The sequence below is a fragment of the Pseudomonas sp. R3-52-08 genome, assembly GCF_003851745.1.
Classification (GTDB): Bacteria; Pseudomonadota; Gammaproteobacteria; order Pseudomonadales; family Pseudomonadaceae; genus Aquipseudomonas.
In genome coordinates, this window is record NZ_CP027730.1 from 408332 (window position 1) to 426859 (window position 18528).

Annotated in this window: 15 protein-coding genes; 13 read left to right on the forward strand and 2 right to left on the reverse strand. The window is 60.3% G+C overall.

What is annotated here, in order from left to right:
- Window positions 1–68: 68 nt before the first annotated feature.
- On the forward strand, window positions 69–1523 hold the full coding sequence (thiI, locus tag C4J91_RS01765) for a tRNA uracil 4-sulfurtransferase ThiI (RefSeq protein WP_124360869.1): 1455 nt from the start codon (window positions 69–71) through the stop codon (window positions 1521–1523).
- Window positions 1524–1662: 139 nt separating this feature from the next.
- A complete protein-coding gene (gene typA / locus C4J91_RS01770; protein WP_053140412.1) occupies window positions 1663–3483 on the forward strand; it encodes a translational GTPase TypA in 1821 nt (606 codons plus the stop codon).
- A 176-nt stretch (window positions 3484–3659) separates the two neighbouring features.
- Here typA and C4J91_RS01775 read toward each other — a convergent pair whose 3' ends face one another.
- The gene (locus C4J91_RS01775; protein WP_003237464.1) at window positions 3660–4094 is read right to left on the reverse strand and encodes a YkgJ family cysteine cluster protein; all 435 of its coding nucleotides are present in this window, start codon (window positions 4092–4094) and stop codon (window positions 3660–3662) included.
- A gap of 228 nt (window positions 4095–4322) precedes the next feature.
- Here C4J91_RS01775 and C4J91_RS01780 point away from each other — a divergent pair, with 228 nt between their 5' ends.
- The 4 genes from C4J91_RS01780 (at window position 4323) to C4J91_RS01795 (ending at window position 9072) form a co-directional block, all read left to right on the forward strand.
- Complete coding sequence (locus tag C4J91_RS01780) at window positions 4323–6773, forward strand: glycogen/starch/alpha-glucan phosphorylase (protein WP_124360870.1); 2451 nt, start codon at window positions 4323–4325, stop codon at window positions 6771–6773.
- A 257-nt stretch (window positions 6774–7030) separates the two neighbouring features.
- Window positions 7031–8041 carry a class 1 fructose-bisphosphatase gene (locus tag C4J91_RS01785; RefSeq protein ID WP_124360871.1) on the forward strand — a complete coding sequence of 337 codons (1011 nt, stop codon included), beginning with the start codon at window positions 7031–7033 and terminating at the stop codon, window positions 8039–8041.
- A 176-nt stretch (window positions 8042–8217) separates the two neighbouring features.
- Window positions 8218–8472: a lipoprotein gene (locus C4J91_RS01790; protein WP_033897714.1), complete on the forward strand. Its 255-nt coding sequence runs from the start codon at window positions 8218–8220 to the stop codon at window positions 8470–8472.
- 30 nt (window positions 8473–8502) lie between these two features.
- Window positions 8503–9072 carry a lipocalin family protein gene (locus C4J91_RS01795; protein ID WP_124360872.1) on the forward strand — a complete coding sequence of 190 codons (570 nt, stop codon included), beginning with the start codon at window positions 8503–8505 and terminating at the stop codon, window positions 9070–9072.
- A gap of 95 nt (window positions 9073–9167) precedes the next feature.
- Here C4J91_RS01795 and C4J91_RS01800 read toward each other — a convergent pair whose 3' ends face one another.
- A complete protein-coding gene (locus tag C4J91_RS01800; RefSeq protein WP_124360873.1) occupies window positions 9168–10532 on the reverse strand; it encodes a formimidoylglutamate deiminase in 1365 nt (454 codons plus the stop codon).
- A gap of 78 nt (window positions 10533–10610) precedes the next feature.
- Between C4J91_RS01800 and hutC the strand changes: the two genes are divergently transcribed.
- The 7 genes from hutC to C4J91_RS01835 all read left to right on the forward strand — a co-directional run bounded on the left by hutC (window position 10611) and on the right by C4J91_RS01835 (window position 18414).
- A complete protein-coding gene (hutC, locus tag C4J91_RS01805; protein ID WP_177412738.1) occupies window positions 10611–11390 on the forward strand; it encodes a histidine utilization repressor in 780 nt (259 codons plus the stop codon).
- Window positions 11387–11947, forward strand: a complete 561-nt coding sequence (locus C4J91_RS01810) for a HutD family protein (RefSeq protein WP_124360875.1) — start codon at window positions 11387–11389, stop codon at window positions 11945–11947. The genes hutC and C4J91_RS01810 overlap by 4 nt, the downstream gene beginning before the upstream one ends.
- A 383-nt stretch (window positions 11948–12330) precedes the next feature.
- On the forward strand, window positions 12331–14034 hold the full coding sequence (gene hutU / locus C4J91_RS01815) for a urocanate hydratase (protein ID WP_124360876.1): 1704 nt from the start codon (window positions 12331–12333) through the stop codon (window positions 14032–14034).
- A gap of 141 nt (window positions 14035–14175) precedes the next feature.
- On the forward strand, window positions 14176–15636 hold the full coding sequence (locus C4J91_RS01820; RefSeq protein ID WP_124360877.1) for a cytosine permease: 1461 nt from the start codon (window positions 14176–14178) through the stop codon (window positions 15634–15636).
- Between the two features lie 68 nt (window positions 15637–15704).
- Window positions 15705–16670, forward strand: coding sequence for an ABC transporter substrate-binding protein (locus C4J91_RS01825; protein WP_124360878.1), 966 nt, complete (start codon window positions 15705–15707; stop codon window positions 16668–16670).
- 71 nt (window positions 16671–16741) lie between these two features.
- The gene (locus C4J91_RS01830) at window positions 16742–17593 is read left to right on the forward strand and encodes a proline/glycine betaine ABC transporter permease (RefSeq protein ID WP_124360879.1); all 852 of its coding nucleotides are present in this window, start codon (window positions 16742–16744) and stop codon (window positions 17591–17593) included.
- A complete protein-coding gene (locus tag C4J91_RS01835; protein ID WP_124360880.1) occupies window positions 17590–18414 on the forward strand; it encodes a glycine betaine/L-proline ABC transporter ATP-binding protein in 825 nt (274 codons plus the stop codon). The genes C4J91_RS01830 and C4J91_RS01835 overlap by 4 nt, the downstream gene beginning before the upstream one ends.
- Window positions 18415–18528 lie beyond the last annotated feature (114 nt).

Below are 18528 nucleotides of genomic sequence, written 5' to 3' on the forward strand. Positions count from 1 at the left end.
AAACCTTGAGCGATTTCCGCTATAATCCGCGCCCCCCTTTTTCAGCAGGCCCGGCGCGCGCTGTTTCCATGAAATTAATCGTTAAAGTCTTCCCCGAGATCACCATCAAGAGCCGACCGGTACGGACGCGTTTCATCCGTCAGTTGGCCAAGAACATCCGTGCCGTGCTCCGTGACCTGGACCCGGCTGTGGTGGTGAATGGCGTGTGGGACAACCTCGAGCTGGAAACCCGCCTGACCGACGCCAAAGCCTTGAAGGACATGACCGAGCGCCTGAGCTGCATGCCGGGTATCGCGCATTTCCTGCAGGTGGATGAGTACCCGCTGGGCGACTTCGACGACATCACCGAGAAGTGCAAACAGCACTTCGGTGACGCGCTGGCCGGCAAGATTTTTTCGGTGCGCTGCAAGCGTGCCGGCAAGCATCCGTTCAGCTCCATGGATGTGGAAAAATACGTCGGCAGCAAGCTGCGTCGCGAGTGCGGCGCCGCCGGAATTTCCCTGAAAGCACCGCAAATTGAAGTGCGCATGGAAATTCGCGACAAACGGTTGTTCGTGATCCACAGCCAGCACAACAGCATCGGCGGCTACCCGCTGGGCGCCCTGGAACAGACCCTGGTATTGATGTCCGGCGGTTTCGATTCGACGGTGGCGGCCTACCAGATCATGCGTCGCGGCCTGATGAGCCACTTCTGCTTCTTCAACCTGGGCGGGCGTGCACACGAATTGGGCGTGATGGAAGTCGCGCACTTTATCTGGAAGAAGTACGGCAGCTCTCAACGCGTGCTATTTGTGAGCGTACCGTTTGAGGAAGTGCTGGGCGAAATTCTCGGCAAAGTCGATAACGGTCATATGGGCGTCGTATTGAAGCGTATGATGTTGCGCGCGGCGTCCCGGATTGCCGATCGGTTGCAGATCGACGCGCTGGTGACCGGCGAAGCGATCTCCCAGGTATCCAGCCAGACGCTGCCAAACCTGTCGATCATCGACTGCGTCACCGAGAAACTGGTGTTGCGCCCGCTGATCGCCAGCCACAAGCAGGACATCATCGATCAGGCAGAGCAGATCGGCACCGCCGACTTTGCCAAGCATATGCCTGAGTATTGCGGGGTCATCTCGGTGAACCCCAAGACCCACGCCAAGCGCAACCGCGTGGAGTATGAAGAACAACAGTTCGACATGGCGATTCTGGAGCGAGCGCTCGAGAACGCCAAACTGGTCCCGATCGATCGCGTCATCGACGAGCTGGGCCAGGATGTGCAGATCGAAGAAGTCAGCGAAGCCCTGGCTGGCCAGATCATCGTCGACATCCGCCACCCGGATGCCGCCGAGGATGAGCCGCTGGAAATTCCTGGCATCGACGTACAAACGCTGCCGTTTTATGCATTGAACGCGCGTTTCAAGGAACTGGATGACAGCCGTCAGTACCTGCTGTATTGCGACAAAGGCGTGATGAGTCGCCTGCATGCCCACCATTTGCTCAGTGAGGGGCATGCCAATGTGCGCGTTTATCGACCGAGCTAAGAGCCCGGGGCTGTTTGCCTGTGGCCTGCGTCACCGGCCCCCCGACTCTGCCGTCAAGCTGTAACGGCAAGGCCTGACTCTACTGTAAATCGCTGCCACGACCTGTCAGCACACCGAATCCTCTGATCGAGATACACAAGTGATCGAAAATCTACGTAACATCGCCATCATTGCTCACGTTGACCATGGTAAAACCACCCTGGTAGACAAACTCTTGCGTCAATCCGGCACCCTGGAGCGCAACGAGCTCAACGACGAGCGCGTGATGGACTCCAACGACCAGGAAAAAGAGCGCGGTATTACCATCCTGGCAAAAAACACCGCTATCAACTGGAACGGCTACCACATCAACATCGTGGACACCCCGGGCCACGCCGACTTCGGCGGCGAAGTAGAACGCGTAATGTCGATGGTTGACTCCGTTCTGCTGCTGGTTGACGCTCAAGACGGCCCTATGCCGCAAACCCGTTTCGTGACCAAGAAGGCTTTCGAAGCCGGCCTGCGTCCGATCGTGTGCATCAACAAGGTTGACCGTCCAGGCGCACGTCCGGACTGGGTTCTGGACCAGATCTTCGACCTGTTCGACAACCTGGGTGCCACCGAAGAGCAGCTTGATTTCCAAGTGATCTACGCCTCGGCCCTGAACGGTATTGCCGGTCTGGAACACACCGCCATGGCGGAAGACATGACCCCGCTGTACCAGGCCATCGTTGACCACGTTCCACCACCGAAGGTTGACCGTGAAGGCCCGTTCCAGATGCAAATCTCGGCACTGGACTACAACAGCTTCCTGGGTGTTATCGGCGTTGGCCGTATCGCCCGTGGCAGCGTCAAGCCGAACACCCCGGTTGTCGCGATCGGCGCCGACGGCAAGAAGCGTAACGGCCGTATCCTGAAGCTGATGGGCCACCACGGCCTGCACCGTATCGACGTTGAAGAAGCCTTCGCCGGCGACATCGTGTGCGTCAGCGGCATGGACTCGCTGTTCATCTCCGACACCCTGTGCCAGCCGGACACCGTCGAGGCGATGAAGCCTCTGACTGTTGACGAGCCAACCGTTTCCATGACCTTCCAGGTCAACGACTCGCCGTTCTGCGGTAAAGAAGGCAAGTTCGTGACCTCCCGTAACATCAAGGAGCGTCTGGACAAAGAGCTGCTGTACAACGTTGCTCTGCGCGTTGAAGAAGGCGACTCGGCCGACAAGTTCAAGGTCTCCGGCCGTGGTGAGCTGCACCTCTCGGTACTGATCGAAACCATGCGTCGCGAAGGCTTCGAAATGGGTGTTGGTCGTCCGGAAGTGATCATCCGTACCGTTGACGGCGTGAAGCAGGAACCGTTCGAAAACGTGACCATCGACACCCCGGAAGAATCCCAGGGCAAGGTGATGGAAGAGATGGGCCTGCGTAAGGGCGACCTGACCAACATGGTGCCGGATGGCAAAGGCCGTGTGCGTCTGGAATACAACATCCCTGCTCGTGGTCTGATCGGTTTCCGTAACCAGTTCCTGACCCTGACCAACGGTGCTGGCATCCTGACCTCGATCTTCGATCGCTACGACACCATGAAGTCCGGCGACATGTCCGGCCGTCAGAACGGTGTTCTGGTATCGGTAGAAACCGGCAAGGCGCTGACCTACTCCCTGGAAACCCTCCAGGCGCGTGGCAAGCTGTTCGTTGAACACGGTCAAGAGATCTACAACGGCCAGATCGTTGGTCTGAACAGCCGTGACAACGACATGGGCGTCAACCCAACCAAAGGCAAGAAGCTCGACAACATGCGTGCTTCGGGTAAAGACGAAACCATCGCTCTGGTCCCACCTGTTCGCTTCACCCTGGAACAGGCCCTGGAATTCATCCAGGACGACGAGCTGTGCGAAGTCACGCCTAAGTCGATCCGCCTGCGTAAGAAGATCCTGGACGAAGGCGAGCGTACCCGCGCTGCCAAGAAAGCCAAGAACTGAGTTAACTCAGGCTGAATGAAAAACGCCCCCGGTCGAAAGGCCGGGGGCGTTTTTTTATGTCTGATCGTTCCCACGCTCTGCGTGGGAATGCCTCTGGGTACGCTCTGCGTCCCGCCTTTAAGAGCGGACGCGGAGCGTCCAGGGCTGCGTTCCCACGCGGAGCGTGGGAACGATCATCAGAACTTGTCGAGTGTCTTGAAATTAGTCTCGCGCACCACTTCTTTCGGCTTGTACGCGCAATACCCCGGCCGCGGCCCGATTTTCGGGTGGTTGCGGCAGGTATCCGGGCGCTTGTCATAAATAGTGCAAAAGCGCGTCTTACGATCCAGGTACAGGCAGTCGTTGTTGCTCATGCGCTGCAAAGTAAAAATCTCGGATTTGGAATTGAAGCGCTCGACGATGCCTTCCTTCTGCAAACGCTTGGCGATGTTCTTCGGCGGGTCGCCGCGCTCGAACTCATCGACGATGCCGATGCGGATCAGGTCCTTGATCTTCACTTCGACCGGCAGCGTGCAGCAGCTGGACACGCAGCCACCGCACATGTGGGCGGAATATTTCTGCCAGGTCTCGAGACGGTCGAGTTCCGCGGCGGCGATCAGTTGAGGCTTCATCAGGGTTCCAAAAGGTGGGGCTGTATCCGGGCGCGCGATCATACCGGGATTGGTGGTTTTTTGAACAACCTTTTCAGAGTTTCTGCGCGAACGGCGATCAGGCACGACCTCTGCATCAAATTCATGCAACGCTCAATGAGTTAAAAAACTGACGAACCAGAGCGTCTACCGTCTGTCAGACCGTCTAGGCTCTAGCAACTCCTTCTATCTCGCCCGAGGTCGCAATTGATGTCTCAGGAACCACTTGCACGAGAAGCAGAGGTAGCCGCATTTCGCGATGCTGTCTTGACCAAGCTCACCTACGCGGTGGGCAAGGACCCGGATCACGCCTTCGACCACGACTGGTTCGAAGCCATTGCCCTGGCCGCCCGCGACCAGATGGTCGACCACTGGATGGACCATACGCGGCGCATCTACCGCAAAGGCCAGAAACGGGTTTATTACCTCTCGCTGGAATTTCTTATCGGCCGCTTGCTCTACGACAGCCTGAGCAACCTCGGCGTGCTGGAGATCGCGCGCGAAGCGCTGTCGGAGCTTGGCGTGGACCTTGAGCGCATTCGCCTGCTCGAACCCGACGCGGCGCTGGGCAACGGTGGCTTGGGCCGTCTGGCGGCGTGCTTCATGGAAAGCATGTCGACCCTGGGCATTGCCGGCCACGGTTATGGCATTCGTTACGAACACGGCTTGTTCCGCCAGGCGATTGTCGATGGCTGGCAGCAGGAGCAGACCGAGCGCTGGCTGGATTTCGGTAACCCGTGGGAGTTCGAGCGCGCCGAAGTGATCTACCCGATCGGTTTTGGCGGCAGCGTGGAAACCCTGGCGGACGCGTCCGGCAAGATGATCCAAGTGTGGTCGCCCAGCGAAACCGTGCGCGCGGTGGCCTACGACACTCCGGTGGTCGGCTGGCGTGGCGCCAGCGTCAATACCTTGCGCCTGTGGCGCGCACGGGCGGTCGAAGATTTGCACCTGGAACGCTTCAACGCCGGTGACCACCTGGGCGCCGTCGCCGAAGTGGCGCGGGCCGAGAGCATCTCGCGTGTGCTGTACCCGGCCGACAGCACCGAAGCGGGGCAGGAACTGCGCCTGCGCCAGGAATACTTCTTCGTTTCCGCTTCGTTGCAAGACTTGCTGCGCCGCCACAAGAACATGCACGGCTCGGTGCTGAGCCTGGGCGAACACGCCGCCATCCAGCTCAACGATACCCACCCGTCCATCGCCGTGGCCGAGTTGATGCGCCAGTTGGTCGACCTGCACGACATTCCGTGGGAAGCGGCGTGGGACGTCACCGTCGAAACGCTTTCCTACACCAACCACACCTTGCTGCCCGAGGCATTGGAAACCTGGCCGGTCGGTTTGATGGAACGCATGCTGCCCCGGCATATGCAGATCATCTACCTGATCAACGCCCAGCACATCGACTCGCTGCGCGCCAAGGGCATTCACGACTTCGACGTGCTGCGCGCCGTGTCGTTGATTGAAGAAGACAACGGTCGCCGTGTGCGCATGGGCAACCTGGCGTTCCTCGGTTCCCACAGTGTCAACGGCGTGTCCGGTCTGCACACTCAGCTGATGCGCAGCACGGTGTTTTCCGAACTGCATAAGCTCTACCCGGAGCGCATCAACAACAAAACCAACGGCATCACCTTCCGCCGCTGGCTGTACCAGGCCAACCCCAAGCTCACCGATATGCTGGTGCAAGCCCTGGGCCCTGACATTCTCGACAACATGGAAACCCGCCTGGGCGAGCTGGAAACCTTCGCCGAGAAACAGACCTTCCGCAAAGCCTTCGCCGACCAACGCCTGCACAGCAAGCGAGCGCTGGCCGAGATCATCCATGAGCGCCTGGGTATTTCGGTGAACCCGGCGGCGATGTTCGACGTGCAGGTCAAACGGATCCACGAATACAAGCGCCAGCTGCTCAACCTGCTGCACACCGTGGCGCTGTATCAGGCGATCCGGGCCGAGCCGGAGGTCGATTGGGTGCCGCGGGTGAAAATTTTCGCCGGCAAGGCGGCGGCGAGTTATCACCAGGCCAAGCTGATCATCAAGCTGACCAACGATATCGCGCGCACCGTCAACAATGACCCTACCGTACGCGGCCTGCTCAAGGTGGTTTTCCTGCCCAACTACAACGTCAGCCTGGCGGAAAGCATCATCCCGGCGGCGGACTTGTCTGAGCAGATCTCCACCGCCGGTTTCGAAGCCTCGGGTACCAGTAACATGAAGTTCGGCCTCAACGGCGCGCTGACCATCGGCACCATGGACGGTGCCAACGTGGAAATGCACGAGCGGGTGGGCGCCGAGCACATGTTCATCTTCGGCCTCAGTGCCCAGCAGGTCGAAGCCCGCAAGCACGCCGGTGAATTCAACGCCGGGTCGGAAATCGCTGCCTCCCATCGCTTGAGCGATGTGCTGCAGGCGATCCGTGGCGGTGTGTTCTCGCCGGATGATCCGGGCCGGTATGTGGGTTTGATCGACGGGCTGATCGACTGCGACCGCTTCCTGGTGTGTGCCGACTTCGACTCCTACTGGGACGCCCAGACGCGGGTCGAGGCGCATTGGCATGACTCCAAGGCCTGGTGGCGCTCGGCGGTGCTGAATACGGCGCGGATGGGCTGGTTCTCCTCGGACCGGACGATCCGCGAATACGCCACCGAGATCTGGAAAGCCCTCGACTAAACACCGCAGTAAAAAATGTGGGAGGGGGCTTGCTCCCGATAGCGGTCTATCAGTTAACAGCTATGTCGACTGGCACACCGCTATCGGGAGCAAGCCCCTCCCACATGGGGTTCTGCATAGATGCAGCGTTATTGGAGATAGCCGTTGCGCCAACCCGTGAACTCTATTGGCGTTAAATCCTCTGATTAGAGGAAATCAGCCCCGACTCGCGTTAAACTGCGCGGGTTTTTAAGCCCCCCCATTCTCCGGAGCCGTCCATGTCCCGCGTTACCTTGAGTCGCTATTTGATCGAGCAGACCCGCAGCAACAACACGCCTGCCGATCTGCGCTTCCTTATCGAAGTGGTGGCGCGTGCTTGCAAGGAGATCAGCCACGCCGTGTCCAAAGGCGCACTGGGTGGTGTCCTGGGCAGCATGGGCACTGAAAACGTGCAGGGCGAAGTGCAGAAAAAGCTCGACGTTATCTCCAACGAAATCCTGCTCGAAGCCAACGAATGGGGCGGTCACCTGGCCGGCATGGCCTCCGAGGAAATGGACAATGCCTACCAGATTCCGGGCAAATACCCCAAAGGCGCATACCTGTTGGTATTCGACCCACTGGACGGTTCGTCCAATATCGACATCAACGCGCCGGTCGGTACTATCTTCTCGGTACTGCGTTGCCCGAACGAATACCTGAGCCAGAACGAAGCCCTGAACGAAAAGGCCTTCCTGCAGCCGGGCACCGAGCAGGTCGCCGCCGGTTACGCGATCTACGGCCCACAGACCATGCTGGTGCTGACCCTGGGCGATGGCGTCAAGGGCTTCACCCTGGACCGCGAAATGGGCAGCTTCGTACTCACCCACGAAGACATCTCCATTCCGGCCTCCACCCAGGAATTTGCGATCAACATGTCCAACCAGCGTCACTGGGAAGAACCGGTGAAGCGCTACGTCAACGAGTTGATGGAAGGCGAAGAAGGCCCGCTGAAGAAAAACTTCAACATGCGCTGGGTCGCGGCCATGGTTGCCGATGTGCACCGCATCCTGACCCGTGGTGGCTTGTTCATGTACCCACGTGACGGCCGCGAACCGTCCAAGCCGGGCAAACTGCGCCTGATGTACGAAGCCAACCCGATGTCGTTCCTGGTGGAGCAGGCGGGCGGCGCATCCACTGACGGCCACCAGCGCATCCTCGACATCCAGCCCGAAGGCTTGCACCAGCGTGTGGCGGTGTTCCTGGGTTCCAAGGAAGAAGTTGAGCGTGTGACGGCGTATCACAAGAAGTAAGCTGCTGCGATAGGTTATCCGCCGTGTTGTGAGGCGGATCACCGTTAAAGAAGCCCCGAAACGTTTCAGCGTTTTCGGGGCTTTTTTGTTTTCGCTCGTCGGGAACCAGACACCTCTTTTCCCTTCTAAGCTTCTGGCAGATACCCCAGCTGCTTTGTCTCTCCAGGAGCTTTTCCATGTCTTTACGCCGTCTCGCCCTGCTGGCTTTTTGCGTGCTGTTAGCCGCCTGCAGCAAGGTCAACCAAGAAAATTACCAGAAGCTGTCGGCCGGCATGGCCAAGGCCGAGGTGGAGTCGTTGTTGGGCAAGCCGACCGATTGTTCCGGCGCACTGGGCATGTCCAGCTGCACCTGGGGCGATAAAAACAGCTTTATCAGCGTGCAGTACGCCGGTGACAAAGTTCTGATGTTTTCCGGGCAAGGCCTGAAGTAAACCGGGGCGCGAGCCTGCGGGAGAAGAAGAATGATGCGTTTTGTTGTGTTCCTTTGCGCCAGCCTGTTTTTGGCGGGCTGCGCCAGCCATTCTGGCGATGATCTGCAACCCAAGACCGCGAGCAACGTCAACCTCAAGCGTTACCAGGGCACCTGGTATGAGTTGGCTCGCTTGCCGATGTACTTCCAGCGCAACTGCGCGCAGTCCGAAGCCCGCTACACCTTGTTGCCGGATGGCGACATGTCGGTGTTCAATCGCTGCCTGACGCCTGAGTGGAAATGGCAGGAAGCCAAAGGCACGGCCACGCCGCAAGTGCCGGGCAAGACCGACAAGCTCTGGGTAGAATTCGATAACTGGTTTACGTCGTTGTTGCCGGGCGTTGCCAAGGGCGATTACTGGGTGCTGTATGTCAGCGATGACTACAAGACCGCCATCGTCGGCAGCCCGAGCCGGCGTTACATGTGGATTTTGTCGCGTACGCCAACGGTAAGCGCCGATACGCGTGAAGACCTCTTGAGCAGAGCACGACAGCAGGGGTATGACACCACGCGTTTGATCTGGCGCACGTCCGACAAGCAGATGGCGAAAACCTCGCAGTAAAAATGTGGGAGGGGGCTTGCCCCCGATAGCAGTGTGTCAATCAGCGCATCTGATACTGATACATCGCCATCGGGAGCAAGCCCCCTCCCACATTTTTAACCGAGTAAGTTTCTCAAGACTTGAGTGAATGCCCGGCTGCTTTCTTCCTCGCCGGCATGATGCCCATCCCGCACCACCCACTGGCCGTTGACCAGCACATCCCGTACCTGTCGATCACCGCCAGCGAACAGCCAGCGATTCAGAATGCCGTCCTCTGTCGCTGTCGCCAGGTAAGGGTCGTTGCCGTCCAGCACGATCCAATCCGCGCGCTTGCCCACCTCCAATCGACCAATCGGCTGGCCCAATGCCTGGGCGCCGCCGTCCAATGCGGCATCGAACAGCGTACGGCCGACCATCGGCTGGTCATTGCGATACAAGCGATTGCGCCGTTGATCGCGCAGGCGCTGGCCGTATTCCAACCAGCGCAGTTCTTCCACCACGCTCAGTGACACATGGCTGTCGGACCCGATGCCCATGCGCCCGCCCTGGGCCAGAAAATCCACCGCCGGGAAAATCCCGTCGCCCAGGTTGGCTTCGGTGGTCAGGCACAAACCGGCAATCGCCCGGCTCCTGGCCATGCGCGCGACTTCGTCGGCATCGGCGTGAGTGGCGTGCACCAGGCACCAGCGCTCGTCGACGTCCACGTTGTCGTACAGCCACTGCAACGGGCGTTTGCCGCTCCAGGCCAGGCAGTCGTCAACTTCTTTTTGCTGTTCGGCAATGTGAATGTGCACCGGGCACGCCTTATCACTGGCGGCCAGCACGTCCTTGATCTGCTCGGGCGTGACCGCACGCAGGGAGTGGAAACACAGGCCCAGTTGCTGCGCAGGTTGCGCGGCGAGCATCGGCTGCAAGCGCGCCTGCAGATCCAGGTAGTTGTCGGTGCTGTTGATAAACCTGCGCTGGCCGTCGTTGGGCGCCTGGCCACCGAACCCCGAATGCGTATAAAGCACCGGCACCAGCGTCAAGCCGATGCCACTGCTGGCGGCGGCCTGGCTGATCTGGCGCGACAGCTCAGTGCGGTCGGCATAGGGCTGGCCACTGACGTCGTGATGCACATAATGAAACTCGGCCACCGAGGTGTAGCCGGCCTTGAGCATCTCGATGTACAGCTGGCGGGCGATGATCTGCAACTGCTCCGGGTTGATCTTGCCGACCATGCGGTACATCAGGTCACGCCAGGTCCAGAAGCTGTCATTGGGGTTACCCGCCACTTCCGCCAACCCCGCCATGGCGCGCTGGAAAGCGTGAGAATGCAGGTTGGGCATGCCGGCCAGTACCGGGCCTCTGAGCCGTTCGGCACCCTCTGCGCTGGCATTGGCCTCAACCTGTATCAGGACCCCATCGGCGCTGACTTCAAGACGTACATCATTGGCCCAGCCATCAGGCAGCAGCGCGCGTTCGGCAAAGAAAGCGGACATGATCAAGGCGCCCCGGTCGTGTGTTTATTTGTATATACATATACAGATGTTTGCCTGCTCGGTAAACTCCGGCAATCTATGCATCTTTTCCCCCTGCAAGGATTCCCTGTGCCGACTCCGCCTGCCAAGTCTCCGCTGGCTGCCCACATGGACGAAAGTCCGGCGCCCTTGTATGCCCGCGTCAAACAGATGATCAGCCAGCAGATCCTCAACGGCAACTGGCCGCCCCATTACCGCGTGCCGTCGGAGAGCGAGCTGGTCAGCCAACTGGGCTTCAGCCGCATGACCATCAACCGCGCGCTGCGCGAGCTCACGGCCGAAGGTTTGCTGGTGCGCATGCAGGGCGTCGGTACGTTCGTCGCCGAGCCCAAGAGTCAGTCGGCGCTGTTTGAAGTGCACAACATTGCCGATGAGATCGCCTCCCGCGGCCATCGGCACACGTGCCAGGTCATCACCCTGGGCGAAGAAGCGGCCGGTTCGGAACGTGCCGTTGCGCTGGAAATGCGCGAAGGCGGGCGGGTGTTTCACTCGCTGATCGTGCATTTCGAAAACGACATTCCGGTGCAGATCGAAGACCGTTTCGTCAACGCCCTGGTCGCGCCGGAATACCTGCAACAGGATTTCACCCAGCAAACGCCCTACGCCTACCTCAACCAGGTCGCACCGTTGACTGAGGGCGAGCATGTGGTTGAAGCCATCCTCGCCGATGCCGCCGAGTGCAAGCTGTTGCAGATCGAGCCGAGCGAGCCCTGCCTGTTGATCCGCCGACGCACCTGGTCTGGCCGCCAGCCGGTGACGGCCGCGCGCTTGATTCACCCCGGTTCCCGGCACAGCCTCGAAGGACGCTTCAGCAAATGAGTTCAGTCAACGTCTGGCGCGCTGCCGACTACGTGCGCATGCCGTGGAAGAACGGCGGCGGCAGCACCGAAGAAATCACCCGTGATGCGGGCACCGGCCTCGATGGTTTCGGCTGGCGCCTGTCGATTGCCGATATTGCCGAGTCGGGCGAGTTTTCCACCTTCGCCGGCTACCAGCGCGTGATCACCGTGATCAAGGGCGCGGGCATGGTGTTGACCGTGGACGGTGAGGAGCAGCGCGGTTTGTTACCGCTGCAACCGTTCGCGTTCAAGGGTGACAGTCAGGTGGCGTGCCGCTTGATCACCGGGCCGATCCGCGATTTCAACCTGATCTACTCACCCCAGCGTTATGACGCGCGGTTGCAATGGGTGGATGGCGTGCAGCGGTTTTTCAGCTCGGCGCAGACGGTGCTGGTGTTCAGCGTGGCGGATGAAGTGAAGGTGCTGGACCATGTGCTGGGTCATCACGACTGCCTGCAGGTGGACGGTAACACCGGCCTGCTGGACATCTCGGTGAGTGGCCGCTGCTGCCTGATCGAACTGACCCCGCGCGGTTAAAATGTGGGAGGGGGCTTGCTCCCGATAGCGGTGGATCAGTCAATATATCTTTGACTGACACACCGCTATCGGGAGCAAGCCCCCTCCCACGTTTGTTTTGTGTTGCTCTTAGGATCTGTTTCCACAGCCCCCGCACCAAATTGTTACCTAACGCCCCAGCGCGGCGCAAAGCCGCGTTGTCGTGACAAACCTCCCTCGCTGCAAAACTCCTTCGTAAGAAATTTCATCACGCCTCGAAGCCTTAATTTCCAAGGCTCCCACGCGCTTTCGAAAAAAATCCAAACCCTCGCTCTGAAAGTTGGCCGCTTGATTGCATATGCTTGTACATACAAGTAAAGATGTGTGCGTAAGAGTCTCCTTCGCACCATCCATGTTCGCGCATCATGCCGAGGAGTCCAGCAGTGACCGATTTTTCGAAAGCAAGGCCTACAAAATACCGTGACGTCGAAATCCGCGCCGCCCGTGGTAACACGCTCACTGCCAAAAGCTGGCTGACTGAAGCGCCGCTGCGCATGCTGATGAACAACCTCGACCCGCAAGTGGCCGAGAACCCCAAGGAGCTGGTGGTGTACGGCGGTATCGGGCGTGCCGCGCGTAACTGGGAGTGCTACGACCAGATCGTCGAGAGCCTTACGAATCTGAACGACGACGAAACCCTGCTGGTGCAATCCGGAAAGCCGGTCGGCGTGTTCAAGACCCACAGCAATGCCCCGCGGGTGCTGATTGCCAACTCCAACCTGGTGCCGCACTGGGCCAGCTGGGAACACTTCAATGAACTGGATGCCAAGGGCTTGGCCATGTACGGCCAGATGACCGCCGGCAGCTGGATCTACATCGGCAGTCAGGGCATCGTCCAGGGCACTTACGAAACCTTCGTCGAAGCCGGTCGCCAGCATTACGACAGCAATTTGAAAGGCCGTTGGGTGCTCACTGCCGGCCTCGGCGGCATGGGCGGTGCCCAACCTTTGGCCGCGACCCTCGCCGGCGCGTGCTCGCTGAACATCGAATGCCAGCAGGTCAGCATCGATTTCCGCTTGAACAGCCGCTATGTCGACGAGCAGGCCACCGACCTTGACGACGCCCTGGCGCGCATCGCCAAGTACACCCAGGAAGGCAAGGCGATCTCCATTGCCCTGCTGGGTAACGCGGCTGAAATTCTGCCGGAGCTGGTCAAGCGTGGCGTGCGCCCGGACATGGTCACCGACCAGACCAGCGCCCACGACCCGCTCAACGGCTACCTGCCGGCCGGCTGGACCTGGGACGAATACCGCGCCCGCGCCAAGACCGAGCCTGGCGCTGTGATCAAGGCCGCCAAACAGTCAATGGCTGTGCACGTCAAAGCCATGCTCGAGTTCCAGAAACAAGGCATTCCGACCTTCGACTACGGTAATAACATCCGCCAGATGGCCCAGGAAGAAGGCGTGGAAAACGCCTTCGATTTCCCAGGCTTCGTACCGGCCTACATCCGCCCGCTGTTCTGCCGGGGTATCGGCCCGTTCCGCTGGGCCGCGCTGTCGGGCGACCCGCAAGACATCTACAAGACCGACGCCAAAGTCAAAGAACTGATCCCCGACGACGCCCACCTGCACAACTGGTTGGACATGGCCCGCGAGCGCATCAGCTTCCAGGGCTTGCCGGCGCGTATCTGCTGGGTCGGCCTGGGCCAGCGCGCCAAGCTCGGCCTGGCGTTCAACGAGATGGTGCGCAGCGGCGAGTTGTCCGCGCCTGTCGTAATCGGTCGTGACCACCTCGACTCCGGCTCAGTGGCCAGCCCCAACCGTGAAACCGAATCCATGCAGGACGGCTCCGACGCTGTGTCCGACTGGCCGCTGCTCAATGCCTTGCTCAACACTGCGAGCGGCGCGACCTGGGTGTCGTTGCACCACGGCGGCGGCGTCGGCATGGGCTTTTCCCAGCACTCGGGCATGGTGATCGTGTGTGACGGCACCGACGAAGCGGCCGAGCGCATTGCGCGGGTGCTGCATAACGACCCGGCTACCGGGGTGATGCGGCATGCGGATGCGGGCTACCAGATTGCGATCGATTGCGCCAAGGAACAGGGCCTCAACCTGCCAATGATCAAGTAACCAGTGTGGGAGGGGGCTTGCTCCCGATGGCGGTGTATCAGCCGGAAAATCAGTGACTGACACACTGCTATCGGGGGCAAGCCCCCTCCCACATTGGATTGGCGTAGCACATAAAAACAATCCATCAGAGGTTGAACACCCATGGCTGCAAACGACACCACCCCGTTGATCGAAAGGCGTTCGATCGACTACATCCCGGAAGCGGAAAGACATGGTCGTCTATTGAGCCAGTTCACCCTGTGGCTGGGTGCCAACCTGCAGATCACGGCTATCGTCACCGGGGCCCTGGCCGTGGTGCTGGGCGGGGATGTGTTCTGGTCGTTGTTCGGTCTGTTGATCGGCCAACTGCTGGGCGGCGGGGTGATGGCGTTGCATGCGGCGCAGGGGCCCAAGCTTGGCCTGCCGCAGATGATTTCCAGCCGGGTGCAGTTCGGCGTGTATGGCGCGGCCATCCCGATCGTGCTGGTGTGCCTGATGTACCTGGGCTTCACCGCCACCGGCACCGTATTGTCCGGGCAGGCGCTGGGCCAGTTGTTCGGGGTCAGCGACAGCATCGGCATCCTGATCTTCGCCAGTGTCATCGTGCTGGTCACGGTGCTGGGGTATCGGGTGATCCACTTCATCGGGCGCGTCGCCAGCGTCATCGGCGTGATCGCCTTCGTCTACCTGTTCAGCCGCTTGATGGGCCAGGCCGACATCGGCGCATTGCTGCAGATCCGCCATTTCAGCTGGAGCAGCTTCTTGCTGGCGGTTTCGCTGGCAGCGTCCTGGCAAATCGCGTTCGGGCCCTATGTGGCGGACTACTCACGTTACCTGCCGAGCAGCACCTCCTCGGTGAAAACCTTCCTGGCGGCTGGCGCAGGGTCGGTCATCGGCGCGCAGGTGGCAATGGTTCTCGGTGTGTTTGCCGCCGCGATGGCCAACGGGCAATTCGCCGGGCACGAAGTGGCTTACATCGTTGGCCTGAGCGGCAGCGGTGCAGCGGCGGCGTTGCTGTACTTCAGTATCGCGTTCGGCAAGGTCACGATTTCCACGCTGAACTCCTACGGCAGTTTCATGTGCATCGCGACCATCATCAGCGGCTTCCAGGGCCACCTGCGGGTATCGCGTCTGCAGCGCCTGCTGTTCGTGCTGGCGATTGTCGGCACGGCCACCCTGATCGCGCTGCTCGGCCAGCACTCGTTCCTGGGGGCGTTCAAGTCGTTCATCCTGTTTCTGCTGGCGTTCTTCACGCCCTGGAGCGCGATCAACCTGGTGGATTACTACTGCATCACCCGCGAGCGTTATGACGTGCCAGCGCTGGCTGACCCCAAAGGTCGCTACGGGCGTTGGAACCCCCTGGGCATCAGCGTTTATGTATTCGGTGTGCTGGTGCAGCTGCCGTTCATTTCCACCAAGTTCTATACCGGCCCGCTGGTAGAAACCCTGGGTGGGGTGGATATCTCCTGGATCATCGGCCTGGTGTTGCCGGCGGCCCTGTACTACCTGTGCGCGAAAAAATGGCACGGCACGATGCCTGATCAACTGATCCTGCCGGTCGAGCAGGACAGCGTTGCACCCACGCAAACAAGCGGTATCGGTCGCGCTGCGGCGCAGGCCTGACGGGACGTGGACAAGGCAGGATGCCTTTTGACTGCCGTAATCCATTTCATGATTGGGAGCGTCACACAATGAAAATGCATAAGACCCTGCTGACCACGTTGCTTTCTGCGGGCTTGCTGGCAAGCGCCGGCGCTCAGGCGGCCGGCTGGTGCGAATCCGGCAAGCCGGTGAAGTTCGCCGGCCTGAACTGGGAAAGCGGCATGTTGCTCACCGACATCCTGCAAACCGTGCTGGAGAAAGGCTACAACTGCAAAACCGACAGCCTGCCGGGCAATTCCATCACCATGGAAAACGCCCTGAGCAGCAACGACATTCAGGTGTTTGCCGAAGAGTGGGTCGGCCGCAGCGAAGTCTGGAACAAGGCCGAGAAGGCCGGCAAAGTCGTTGGCGTCGGTGCGCCCGTGGTTGGCGCCATCGAAGGCTGGTACGTGCCGCGCTACGTGATCGAAGGCGACGCCAAGCGCAAGCTGGAAGCCAAGGCCCCGGACCTCAAGACGATTGCCGACCTGGCCAAGTACGCCGCGGTGTTCAAGGACCAGGAAGAACCCTCCAAGGGACGCTTCTACAACTGCCCGGCCGGCTGGACCTGCGAACTGGACAACAGTGAAATGCTCAAAAGCTACGGCCTGGAAAGCACCTACACCAACTTCCGCCCCGGCACCGGCCCGGCGCTGGATGCGGCGGTGTTGTCGAGCTACAAGCGCGGCGAGCCGATCCTGTTCTACTACTGGTCGCCGACGCCGCTGATGGGCCAGGTGGATCTGGTCAAGCTGGAAGAAAAACCGGGCGTGGATAAAAGCGTGAGCATCAAGGTCGGCCTGTCCAAGGCCTTCCACGAGCAAGCGCCGGAACTGGTGGCCGTGCTGGAAAAGGTCAACCTGCCCATCGACCTGCTGAACCAGAACCTGGGCCGCATGGCCAAGGAGCGGATCGAGTCGCCGAAACTGGCGAAAATTTTCCTCAAGGAACATCCTGAAGTCTGGCACGCCTGGGTGAGCGAAGACGCCGCCAAGAAAATCGACGCGGCCTTGTAGGTCAAGCGTGTCCGGCTACCCTGAGGGGCAGCCGGGCGCCTGGCCTCAACCCACTGGATCGAGAGCACGCTATGTTTCCTGAGAGTTTTACGTTTTCCATTGCCGACTGGGTCAACGGTTGGGTGGATTCGCTGGTCACCAACTACGGCGACGTGTTCCGGCACATTTCCGACACCCTGCTATGGGCCATCGTCAATCTGGAAAGCCTGCTGCGCGCAGCGCCCTGGTGGCTGATGCTGGCCATCGTCGGCGTCATCGCCTGGCACGCCACGCGCAAGGTGGTGACCACGGCCGTGATTGTCGGTTTGTTGTTCCTCGTCGGCGCGGTCGGCCTGTGGGACAAACTGATGCAGACCCTGGCGCTGATGATGGTCGCCACGGTGATCTCGGTGCTGATCGGCATCCCCTTGGGCATTCTTTCCGCGCGCAGCAATCGCTTGCGTTCGGTATTGATGCCGTTGCTCGACATCATGCAAACCATGCCCAGCTTCGTGTACCTGATCCCGGTGCTGATGCTGTTTGGCCTGGGCAAGGTGCCGGCGATTTTCGCCACGGTCATATACGCCGCGCCGCCGCTGATCCGCCTCACAGACCTGGGTATCCGCCAGGTCGACGGCGAAGTCATGGAAGCCATCAACGCCTTCGGCGCCAACCGTTGGCAGCAGCTGTTCGGCGTGCAACTGCCGCTGGCGCTGCCGAGCATCATGGCGGGCATCAACCAGACCACCATGATGGCGTTGTCGATGGTGGTGATCGCCTCGATGATCGGCGCCCGTGGCTTGGGTGAAGACGTACTCGTCGGCATCCAGACCCTCAACGTCGGCCGAGGCCTCGAAGCCGGGCTGGCGATCGTGATTCTTGCCGTGGTCATCGACCGCATTACCCAGGCCTATGGTCGTCCACGGCATGAGGCGAGCAAATGACTACTGTCAGCAAAATCGAAGTCAAGAACGTCTTCAAGATCTTCGGCAACCGTTCCAAAGAAGCGCTGGCGCTGATTGGCCAGGGCAAGACCAAGGACCAGGTGCTGGCCGAAACCGGTTGCGTGGTCGGCGTGAACGACTTGTCCCTGAGCATTGGCACCGGTGAGATCTTTGTGATCATGGGCCTGTCGGGCTCCGGCAAATCCACCCTGGTGCGTCACTTCAATCGCCTGATCGACCCCACCAGCGGCGCGATCCTGGTCGACGGTGAAGACATTCTGCAACTGGACATGGAGGCCTTGCGCCAATTCCGTCGCCACAAGATCAGCATGGTGTTCCAGAGCTTCGGCTTGTTGCCCCACAAGAGCGTGCTCGACAATGTTGCCTATGGCTTGAAAGTGCGCGGTGAAACCAAGCAGGTGTGTGCCGAACGCGCCCTGCACTGGATCGAAACCGTGGGCCTCAAGGGTTATGAAAACAAATACCCGCACCAGCTCTCTGGCGGCATGCGTCAACGTGTCGGCCTGGCCCGCGCCCTGGCGGCCGACACCGACATCATCCTGATGGACGAGGCGTTCAGCGCCCTCGACCCACTGATCCGCGCCGAGATGCAGGACCAGTTGCTTGAGCTGCAAAAGACCCTGCATAAGACCATCGTATTTATCACCCACGACCTCGACGAGGCGGTGCGCATCGGCAACCGCATTGCGATCCTCAAGGACGGCAAGCTGATTCAGGTCGGCACGCCCAGGGAGATTCTGCATTCGCCGGCGGATGAGTATGTGGACCGGTTCGTTCAGCGGCGGGCGGCGGTGGTCTGACTGATCGTTCCCACGCTCCGCGTGGGAATGCATCCCGTGACGCTCTGCGTCACTCCCTGACAGCGGGACGCGGAGCGTCCCAGGCGGCATTCCCACGCAGAGCGTGGGAACGAT